The sequence below is a fragment of the Asaia sp. SF2.1 genome, assembly GCF_000505765.1.
GTDB lineage: Bacteria > Pseudomonadota > Alphaproteobacteria > Acetobacterales > Acetobacteraceae > Asaia > Asaia bogorensis.
On record NZ_AYXS01000012.1, the window covers coordinates 207,006 to 217,246 of the forward strand.

General features: G+C 61.3%; 8 protein-coding genes, 1 tRNA gene and 1 pseudogene. 7 read left to right on the forward strand and 3 right to left on the reverse strand.

Features of this window, described 5'->3' with window-relative positions; translation table 11 throughout:
* The 3 genes from P792_RS38685 to P792_RS27300 all read right to left on the reverse strand — a co-directional run.
* Positions 1–2,813, reverse strand: a 2,813-nt coding sequence (locus tag P792_RS38685; RefSeq protein ID WP_035439680.1) for a glutamate synthase central domain-containing protein, incomplete at its 3' end; no start/stop codon positions are given.
* A gap of 5 nt (positions 2,814–2,818) precedes the next feature.
* A complete protein-coding gene (locus P792_RS27295; RefSeq protein WP_023978498.1) occupies positions 2,819–4,279 on the reverse strand; it encodes an NAD(P)-dependent oxidoreductase in 1,461 nt (486 codons plus the stop codon).
* A 178-nt stretch (positions 4,280–4,457) separates the two neighbouring features.
* The gene (locus tag P792_RS27300) at positions 4,458–5,393 is read right to left on the reverse strand and encodes a complex I NDUFA9 subunit family protein (protein ID WP_023978499.1); all 936 of its coding nucleotides are present in this window, start codon (positions 5,391–5,393) and stop codon (positions 4,458–4,460) included.
* A 112-nt stretch (positions 5,394–5,505) separates the two neighbouring features.
* Here P792_RS27300 and P792_RS27305 point away from each other — a divergent pair.
* From P792_RS27305 to P792_RS0118835, 7 genes and pseudogenes are all read left to right on the forward strand, one after another.
* A tRNA-Leu gene (locus tag P792_RS27305) sits at positions 5,506–5,592 on the forward strand.
* 69 nt (positions 5,593–5,661) lie between these two features.
* Positions 5,662–6,309, forward strand: a complete 648-nt coding sequence (locus P792_RS27310; RefSeq protein ID WP_023978500.1) for a ribonuclease D — start codon at positions 5,662–5,664, stop codon at positions 6,307–6,309.
* A gap of 126 nt (positions 6,310–6,435) precedes the next feature.
* On the forward strand, positions 6,436–7,470 hold the full coding sequence (locus P792_RS27315; RefSeq protein WP_023978501.1) for an SIS domain-containing protein: 1,035 nt from the start codon (positions 6,436–6,438) through the stop codon (positions 7,468–7,470).
* The gene (gene lptC / locus P792_RS27320) at positions 7,467–8,249 is read left to right on the forward strand and encodes an LPS export ABC transporter periplasmic protein LptC (protein WP_023978502.1); all 783 of its coding nucleotides are present in this window, start codon (positions 7,467–7,469) and stop codon (positions 8,247–8,249) included. The genes P792_RS27315 and lptC overlap by 4 nt, the downstream gene beginning before the upstream one ends.
* A complete protein-coding gene (locus P792_RS27325; protein WP_023978503.1) occupies positions 8,249–9,238 on the forward strand; it encodes an LptA/OstA family protein in 990 nt (329 codons plus the stop codon). Before lptC ends, P792_RS27325 begins: the two co-directional genes overlap by 1 nt.
* The gene (gene lptB, locus P792_RS27330; RefSeq protein WP_023978504.1) at positions 9,238–10,014 is read left to right on the forward strand and encodes an LPS export ABC transporter ATP-binding protein; all 777 of its coding nucleotides are present in this window, start codon (positions 9,238–9,240) and stop codon (positions 10,012–10,014) included. Before P792_RS27325 ends, lptB begins: the two co-directional genes overlap by 1 nt.
* Before the next feature lie 6 nt (positions 10,015–10,020).
* Positions 10,021–10,241 (forward strand): annotated as a pseudogene (locus tag P792_RS0118835) (hypothetical protein); the annotation flags it as partial.

Genomic DNA, 10,241 nt, shown 5'->3' on the forward strand with positions numbered 1-10,241 from the left:
GAGGCCACCTGCTTGATTTTCGAGCTGGCATTGTCACCGTTCTCACGCGGCGTGAAGCGCGAAGCATCCTCACCACCCTCGCCTGAATCCGACTTTGCGCCGATGCGGTTCATGGCGATTGCGAGCGTCTCATGCGCTTCCGGGCTCAGTGCGCCAAGCGAGATGCCCGGAGCCACGAGACGACGGCGGATGGAGGTGATGCTCTCGACATCTTCCACAGGGATCGGCTCGCGCACGCGGCGGAAATCGAGCAGATCGCGCAAAGCGGTCGGGGGCTGACGACGCACGGCATCGGCGTAACGCTTGAACAGTGAGAAGCTGTCGGTCGAGACGGCCGTCTGGAGCATGTGGATGAGCTGGCCGCTGAAGGCGTGAACCTCGCCCTTGCGACGCAGCTTGTACAAACCGCCAATCGGCAGGGCGTCCACACCGCCCGCATAAGCCGTTTCATGCGCCTTGAGCGCATTGCGGGCCAGACCGGGCAGACCGATGCCCGAGATGCGCGACGGCATGCCGGGGAAGAATTCGGCCACAAGCGCGCGCGACAGACCAATGGCCTCGAAATTATAGCCACCGCGATAGGCTGAAACGATGGAAATGCCGGATTTCGACATGATCTTGAGCAGACCCTTGTCGAGCGCCTTGCGATAACGCTCTACCGCCTCGCGCAGCGACAGCTCGCCGAAGAGGCCACGCTGCAAGCGATCGGCAATGCATTCCTGCGCCAGATAGGGGTTCACCGTGGTGGCGCCCACGCCCACCGTCACCGCCATGCCGTGTACATCCATGACATCGGAGGAGCGGACATTGAGCGAGGTGAAGGTACGCAGGGACTGACGCACGAGATGGATATGCACGGCGGCGGTCGCGAGGATCATCGGGATCGCGACGCGCTCTTCATTCTGTCCCTCATCGGAGAGGAAGAGATGGGTGCAGCCGCCGCGCACATAATCCTCGGCCTCATGGCGGATGCGCGCGATAGCGTCGCGCAGCCCGGCCTCGCCATCGGCGGCGCGGAAGGTACAATCGACCGTCGCGCCGTCCTTGCCACAGAAATTGCGCAGCGCCTCGAACTCACCCGTGGTGAGCACAGGGCTCGGCAATTGCAGCAGGTCGCATTGCTCGGGCGACTGGTCGAGGATGTTGCCCAGATTACCAAGGCGCGTGACGAGGCTCATCACGTTCATTTCGCGCAGGGAATCGATAGGCGGGTTTGTGACCTGACTGAAGCCCTGACGGAAGTAATGGGCCAAGCCGCGATAGGTGCTCGACAAAACCTGAAGCGGTGTGTCGTCACCCATCGAGCCGATGGCTTCTGCCGATGTTTCGACCATGGGATGAAGAATGGTCTCCATTTCCTCATGCGTCAGGCTCATGGCCAGCTGGCGTCGGCGCAGCTGATCGGCGCTGAACAGGACCGGCTCGGCGACATCGCCCCGCACAACGGAGCTGATATTACGGATATGCTTCGTCCAGGCGGTGAAGTCCTGACGCTCGGCCAGAAGATCGAGCAGCTCCTGCGGCGCATAGAGCTTGGCTTCCTGAAGGTCGAGACCCAGCGTCTCGCCCGGCCCGAGGCGTCCCTTCATGCGCGTATTGGCGTCCTGCACGCGCACCATACCGGCTTCGGAACCCACGATCAGCAGATCGTCCTGCGTGATGGTATAGCGCAGCGGGCGCAGACCCGCGCGGTCAAGACCGGCAACAACCCAGCGCCCATCGGTCGCACAGATGGCGGCAGGGCCATCCCACGGCTCCATCACAGCATTGCAGTAGGAGAACAGCGCCCGATGCTTGTCAGTCATGGCGGCATTGCCACCGGCACTGGCGGGTACCATCAGCGTCTTGGCCATGGGGGCATCGCGCCCGGCATGGGTGAGCAGCTCGAACACGTTGTCGAACATGGCGGTATCTGAGCCCGCCGCCTGAACGACCGGCTTGAGATCGCTCATATAGGGGTCGAGTTCGGCATTCGCGAGACGCGTCTCGTGGCTGCGCATCCAGTTCACATTACCCGAAAGCGTGTTGATTTCGCCATTATGCGCCAGACGGCGGAATGGCTGTGCCAGCTTCCAGGTCGGGAAGGTATTGGTCGAGTACCGCTGGTGGTAGATCGCAAAGCGCGAGATGAAACGCTCATCGAGAAGATCCGGATAGAAATCCGTCAGGTTCTCGGCAAGGAACATGCCCTTGTAGATGAGCGAACGACACGACAGCGAACACACATAGAGATCGACCTGAGCCGCTGCTGCAGCCTTCTCGATACGACGGCGGATGACGTAAAGATCGCGCTCGAAATCAGCTTCCGAACGGTTCAGGCGGTTACGCACCATGATCTGCTCGATCTCGGGACGCGTCGCGTTAGCCTTCTCACCAATACAGGCCGTGTCGATCGGCACCTGACGCCAGCCATAGATGCCATAGCCGAAATCGAGGATCTCGCTTTCGATGATCGCTCGTCCTGCTTCCTGCGCGGCTAGATCGGTCTTGGGCAGGAAGATCATGCCAACGGCAATACGACCCTCGATATGGTCATCACCGGCGCTGTGAATCGCCTCGGCGAAGAAATCCTGCGGGATCTCGACATGGATGCCCGCACCGTCGCCGGTCTTGCCATCGGCGTCGACCGCACCGCGATGCCAGAGCGCCTTGAGCGCCGCGATACCGGCCAGAACCACGTCACGACGGCGCTTGCCGTCCAGTGCCGCCACGAGCCCGACGCCGCAGGCATCACGCTCCATGGTCGGGTCATAAAGGCCTTCGAGGGCGCGGACATTGTCCTGATAGGACTGGATGAAGCTCTTCTCGGTCATGGCCCTTACTCCGCCGCCACTGCCTGTGCGGCATGGTCTGATGTCATGCTCTCTGTGCCAGAGAGAAATTGGTGCATTTCAGCTGCGGCCTCACGTCCGTCGCGAATGGCCCAAACCACAAGCGAGGCCCCGCGCACGATATCGCCGCCTGCGAAAACGCCTGGCACGCTTGTCTCGAATCGTCCCGGTGTGACCTTGAGCGTGCCCCATTTGGTCACGGCCAGCTCCGGCGCATTCCAGTCACCCGGCAGATCCTCAGGGTCAAAACCCAGCGCCTTGATCACCAGATCGGCCTCGATCACGAAGCTGCTCTCAGGCACGGCCTCGACCGACTGTCGGCCGGACGCATCGGGCAGGCTCAGACGCATCTTATGGGCACGCACGCCGCTAACGGTGCCGTCGCCGAGAAAAGCCTCGGGAGCCGCAAGCCAGGCGAAGTTCACGCCTTCTTCCTCGGCGTTCTTCACTTCCTGCACCGAGCCCGGCATGTTCGCCCGGTCACGGCGGTACAGGCACGTCACTTTCTCGGCGCCCTGGCGGATGGAGGTACGTACGCAGTCCATGGCCGTATCACCGCCACCGATCACCACCACATGCTTGCCCCTGGCGTGCAGCACGGAGTCATCGCCCGGCGTCTCATAATAACCACGGCGGTTGGACGCCGTAAGAAAATCGAGCGCCTGAACCACACCGCCTAGTCCGCTGCCCGGCACGGCAACCTCACGCGAACGATAGACGCCCGTCCCCAGAAAGACCGCATCGTGTTTTTCACGAAGCGCCTCGAAAGAAAGGCCGCCCTCACCTTCCCCTATGGGGGTGGAAAGATGGAAGACAATGCCCTGTGCCTCGAGCAACTCATGACGACGGGCCAGCACGTGCTTTTCGAGCTTGAAGCTCGGGATGCCATAGACCATCAGCCCGCCGACGCGATCATGACGGTCATAGACATGAATCTGATAGCCAAGGGCCCGCAGCCATTCTGCCGCAGCAAGCCCGGCCGGACCAGCACCGACTACGCCGATGCTCTGTGAACGCTCGCAAGACGGCAGGCGCGGTTTGACCCAACCCTGCTCGAAAGCCGTTTCAGTGATGAACTTCTCGACGGCACCGATCGTAACCGCCTCGAAATCCTTCTGAATGACGCAGTTGCCCTCGCACAGACGATCCTGCGGGCAGATGCGCCCGCAGATTTCAGGAAAGGTATTTGTCGCCGAGGAGAGACGATAGGCCTCCTCCAGACGGTTCTCGGCCGTCAGCTTCAGCCAGTCGGGAATATTGTTGCCCAGGGGGCAATGGACCGAACAGAAAGGTACGCCGCATTGCGAGCAACGGCTGGCCTGACGCTCGGCATGATCAACCGCAAAAGCGCGGTAGATTTCACCGAAATCCTCCCGGCGTTCGGCAGCGTCACGCTTCTCAGGCATCTCCTGCGGCAATGACACAAATTGCAGCATACGTTCGGCCACGACACGTCCTCCCCAAGGGCGAGCGGACGCATGTCGCCTCGCTCAAAAAACATGACGGACAGGTAAGACAAGCTCACGACCCGTATAAGTCATCAATGCTTACCTATCACTGGCCATATTGACGATTTATGGCGCGGACACACAGAAATATCAAATTATTAGGTCCGAAACGGACCATTTATTTGCGAATCATTCTCAACGCGCTGATTTGGCTCAGATATTCCGGTGCCACATCATACACACTCCGGGGAACGACTCCGAGGGTTTCGAAGGTCTCAGCCCCGGATGACACGATATTGTCCTGCGAAAGCATCGCGAGCTGATCCCGCGTCAGCAACTTACCCGGTAGAACCTCCATCACACTGGCCTGTATCTGGGCAACACGCTCTGGCACCGTCAGAAGTCGGGGTGTGCGCCCCACGGACTGCGCCACGAAAGCCATGATCTCGGCCATGGTGAGACGATCAGGACCGCCGAGCTCGAACAGCCTTCCGCCCAGACCGCTTTCCGTCAGGGCGAGCGCGGCAGCCTTCGCGACATCCTCGACATAGACGGGCTGAAGGCGCGTTCCGGGAAAGTAGACAGGCAGGACAGGCAGGACTTTTGCCATGAGGCCAAACATACGCAGAAAGCTGTCCTGCGGACCGAACACAACACTTGGGCGCAGGATTGTCGCCTCAGGGAATGCGGCTTTTACCCTGCGCTCGCCCTCTGCCTTGCTACGCCCGTAACGTGAAGGCGAATCAGGCGCAGCACCGATGGCCGAAACCTGAACGAATCGCTTCACGCCTGCAGCACGCGCCTCTTCAGCCACGCGTTCCGGTGCCTCGGCGTTCATGCGCTGGAAAGTCGCCCCGCCCTTCTCTGTCAGAATCGAGACCAGATTGATGGCCGCCCCGGCACCCTGCAGGGCTGCACGCACCGACGCACGATCCGTCACCGAGGCATAAACAGGCAAGACCGTTCCCGGCGGTGATTCGGCGACAAGAGAGCCCGCCTTGTGCGGCGCACGTGAGGCCACGCGGACATGATGCCCCTTCGCGACAAGCTGGCGCACGAGTGCGCGCCCGATGAAGCCATTGCCGCCAAATAAGGTGATGACCGGGTTTTCCATAAAAAAATCCTCTTTTTTCAACGGGGGGTGTTGACGCCCCCCACATCCACCGGTAAACGCCACCTCACCGAACGGGATGCCGAAAAAAAACGGCGCCCCGGACAGCCTCTGAGCCCAGATGGCGGAATTGGTAGACGCGCAGGTTTCAGGTACCTGTGTCCGCAAGGACGTGGAAGTTCGAGTCTTCTTCTGGGCACCATACGAAAAACGGAAAAGCCGACGAGAAATCGTCGGCTTCCGTTTTTTCTAGCCCCAGGGTTTTCCAGACATGGCCGCACCGAGCGCTTCGATCCATCTTTACGATGGTGATCTCCCCGACGATTTCGATCTGGGTCCGGTCGTCGCCGTCGATACCGAAGCCATGGGCCTCAACCCGCATCGCGACCGTCTGTGCCTCGTGCAGCTTTCTGCCGGTGACGGCGAAGCCCATCTGGTGCAGATCCGTCCGAAATCGCTGGGGGGTCGCTACGAGGACTGCCCGAATCTCAAGGCGCTCATGGCTGATGAAAGCGTGACAAAGCTCATGCATTTCGCGCGCTTCGACGTGGCACTGCTTCAGCACGCCCTTGGCATCAAGGTGGCGCCCGTCATCTGCACCAAGATTGCAGCCCGTCTGGTGCGCACCTTTACCGATCGTCATGGTCTGGCACATCTGTGCCGCGAATTGCTGGGTGTCGATCTGGCCAAGCAGCAGCAGACGTCTGACTGGGGTTCGGAAGTTCTCTCCCCTGAGCAACTGAGCTATGCCGCTTCGGATGTGCTTCATCTGCATGCACTCTGGGCCAAGCTTGAGGCCCTGCTCATCCGTGAAGGCCGGCGTGAGCTTGCCCAGGCCTGCTACGATTTCCTGCCAGCCCGTGGGCAGCTTGATATCCTGGGCTATGAAGAGCCCGATATCTTCTCCCATCGCGCCTGATCCCCGACGCGCTTCCCCTTCTGCTCTGCTCCGCTCGGTGTGATATTCGCATGGCGTGTCATAGAAACGCCTTGCTTGGCGTGGCAGGGTAATTGACCTGAGGCCAGCAAAGCGGGAAGAGGACGCATGACCGAGCTTTCACGTTCCAGCTCCGCTTTGAGTACCGATTCCGAGCGCGCCCGCAACGCGGCAATCGAGAGTGCCCAGGCCACCCTTGCCGCCGAGGCCGCCGGACTGGCCGCACTGCGATCCGCGCTCGCCTTGCCAGAGGCGATGGGGAACCATTTCAGCGAGGCCGTTGCCTGTATCGCCGCCACAAAGGGGCGCGTCGTGGTTTCCGGTATCGGCAAATCGGGCCATATCGGCAGAAAAATCCAGGCGACACTGGCCTCTACCGGCACATCCTCCATTTTCGTCCATCCTGCTGAAGCAGCCCACGGCGATCTGGGCATGATCGAAGCGCGCGACGTGCTGGTGCTTCTCTCCCAATCCGGTGAAACGGCCGAACTGGCCGCATTGCTCGAACATGCCGCGCGCCATGCGATCACCATCATCGGCATGACATCCTCGCCCAGCTCAACGCTGGCCCGGTCCAGCAGCATTGTGCTTTGTCTGCCACGCAGCAAGGAAGCCTGCCCGATGGGGCTCGCCCCCACGACCAGCGCGGTGATGCAACTTGCCCTTGGTGACGCCCTCGCCGTTGCCCTGCTGGAACGACGCGGGTTTACTGCTGATGATTTCGGCGCCTTTCATCCGGGCGGTTCCCTTGGCGCCTTGCTCCGCCCGGTACGCCGACTGATGCATGAGGGCGAGGCCATGCCACTTGGCACGGCTGACATGCCCCTATCGGGCGTCATCATTGAAATGACACGCAAGGCATTCGGGTGTATGGGCATCGTCGACCCCAGCGGCGTTCTCATCGGCCTCGTAAGCGATGGCGATCTACGTCCGGCCCTGACCCGCGACCTCGACAGGACAACGGCGGGTGACATCATGAACCGCGCGCCAATCACCACCCGTGGCGATATGCTCGCCCAGGAGGCCATTCATCTGATGACCGCGAGGCGCAAGGCCATCAATAGTCTGTTCGTGCTTGATGAGGCACAGCGACCGGTCGGTATCATCCATCTGCACGACCTGCTTCGCACAGGCGTCGCATGACCGAAACGCAGGAGAACAAGGACCGCAAGCCGCCGCAACGCGAAGATTTTGCGCGTGATGCGGCAAAGCTTGCCGCCCTGCGCGAGGCCATGCGTGAACAGGGGCAGTCCCGCCAGCGAAATATCCCAACATCGTCGGACCTTGCCTCGCGCCGTCGCCTGCTCGACACGGCAAAATGGGCGCTTCCGCTCACGGCCGCTGTTCTTCTCGGCTCGATCGCTGTCTGGCCGGAAATCGCGCGCTGGCTCAGTGCCAACCGTGCCGTCATGCAGGAAATGGCGCAGATGCGGGTCGAGAGCGGCAATCTCGAAGGGGCTATCTATCGCGGCCTCGATGCCCATAACCGCCCCTATATGATCACGGCACGCATCGCCCATCAGAACGGTCCCGATCGTGTCGATCTGGTCGACCCGGTAGCCGACACGCATATGGCGGGCGGCGGCTGGGCCGAAATCAAGGCGGACAAGGGCGTTTACATGCAGCACGAGCAAACGCTCAATCTGACCGATCATGTCGTGCTGTACAGGGACGACGGCACGCTGCTGAACGGTCTGACCGCCGATATCGACCTTCATCGCAGCGTGATCGCGTCGAATGACTGGGTTCATGCAGAGGGGCCATTTGGCATACTCGACGCCCAGGGCTATTTTATCGACCAGCACGCCAATCTTCTGCAATTCGTGGGGCCGCAGCGTGTCATACGCAATGATGACCGTCAGGATGCCATGCCCTCGCTCACCTCCCCTGCCCGCACCTCCTCCACGCAGAAGGCCCCATGATGCGCCGCCTCATTCCTGCCCTGACCCTGGGATCGCTCCTTATGGGTCTTCCTCTTGCCGGCGTCCCGCTTGAGGCCCTCCTTTGCCCGCAGGCTCATGCCCAGGCGCTCGACATGTCGCATGGCGAGCAGGTCAATATCAGCTCTGCTGGTCCCCAGACCTATGATCACGATGCCCAGACGGTCACTTTCGTCGATCAGGCGCGCGCTGTTCGTGGCGACGTGACGATTGATGCGGATCAGCTCATCGGTTTTCTGCGCAAGAAGGCGCCCGATCCCAACGCCCCCAAGCCGCAGGGTGATTCAACGCAGCAGGACGGCGAGAAAAAGCCTGGCGATGACGGCGCCATGGGCGGATCGATGGAGCTCTATCGCATGGAGGCCATCGGGCACGTTCATATCTATACCAGCACCGACCAGGCCTGGGGCGACAAGGCGCTTTACGACATTGATCAGGGCGTTCTCGTCATGACAGGCAAGGCGCTCAAGTTGACCACGCCGCAGGATGTGATGACCGCGCGCGATGTGATGGAATATCACAGCCAGACCCGTATGTCGGTCGGTCGTGGCGATGCCACCGTAACCACCAATGACGGCAAGCGCATCAAGGCTGATGTGCTGGTGGCGTTCAGCAAGCCGGATTCCACGCCCCCCGCCGGCGCGAGTCCTGCCCCTGCGCCCGCACCGGGTGGCGATGGCACCGCTCGTAGCTCAAAGCTCGATCGCGCCTATGCCTGGGGCCATGTCATGCTGCGCACCCCCAATGAAACCGCGACAGGCGACAGGGGCGTCTATGTGTTCGACACGCAGATGGCGCGGCTTATCGGCCATGTGCACGTGACGAGTGGCCAGAACCAGAATAACGGCGCCTCGGCCATCGTGAACATGAAGACGGGCGTTGCCATCATGAACCCCGCACCCGGCCAGCGTATCGAAGGTCTGGTCATCCCCAACGAAGCTGGCAGCAGCAAGCCCGGAGACGCGCATTGATGAGCGACAACGAGACCGTCATCCTGCAGCAGATCCACGATGACCCCACCGTGCAGACGGGACTCATCGCGCACGGCATCGGCAAGAGCTACAAGAAGCGTCAGGTGGTCCGAAACGTTTCGATCCAGGTGCAGCGTGGCGAGGCCGTGGGCCTTCTGGGGCCGAACGGTGCTGGCAAGACGACAAGCTTTTACATGATCGTGGGTCTGGTTCAGCCTGACACAGGGACCATCACGCTCGATGGCGCCGATATCACCCAGCTGCCCATGTATCGTCGTGCACGGCTCGGTATCGGCTATCTTCCGCAGGAAGCCAGCATTTTCCGCGGCCTCAATGTCGAGCAGAACATTCTCGCGGCGCTGGAAGTGGTCGAGCCCGATTACGACCGCCGCCAGACCATGCTGGATGGGCTGCTGGCCGAGTTCGGTATCTCGCATCTGCGTCATTCGCCCTCTCTGGCCCTCTCAGGCGGCGAGCGACGCCGTCTTGAAATTGCTCGCGCCCTCGCCAGCCAGCCGAACTACATTCTGCTCGATGAACCTCTGGCCGGTATCGACCCGATTGCCGTGGGCGAAATCCGCGATCTGGTGTCCCACCTCAAGGACCGTGGCATTGGCGTGCTGATTACCGATCATAACGTTCGCGAAACCCTTGAGGTCATCGACCGGGCCTATATCATGCATTCGGGTCAGGTGCTGATGGAAGGCATCCCCGAGGAGATCGTGGCCAATGAGGACGTACGACGCGTCTATCTGGGAGAAAATTTCTCCCTCTGAGTCCTGATGGCGCGCCTCACGTTTCAGGCGCGTCAGACCGCTGGTCTTGTCATGACCGCGGAGCTGCAACAGGCGATCGGCCTGTTGCAGCTATCGAACCATGAATTGCTGGCCGAACTCTCTCTTCTGGCCGAAGCCAATCCGCTCCTGCTTGTCAGCCCCCCTGCGGGAGAAGCCGGCAGCACGGAACCCGACACGATGGCCCACCCGGACTGGCGGGATGGCGA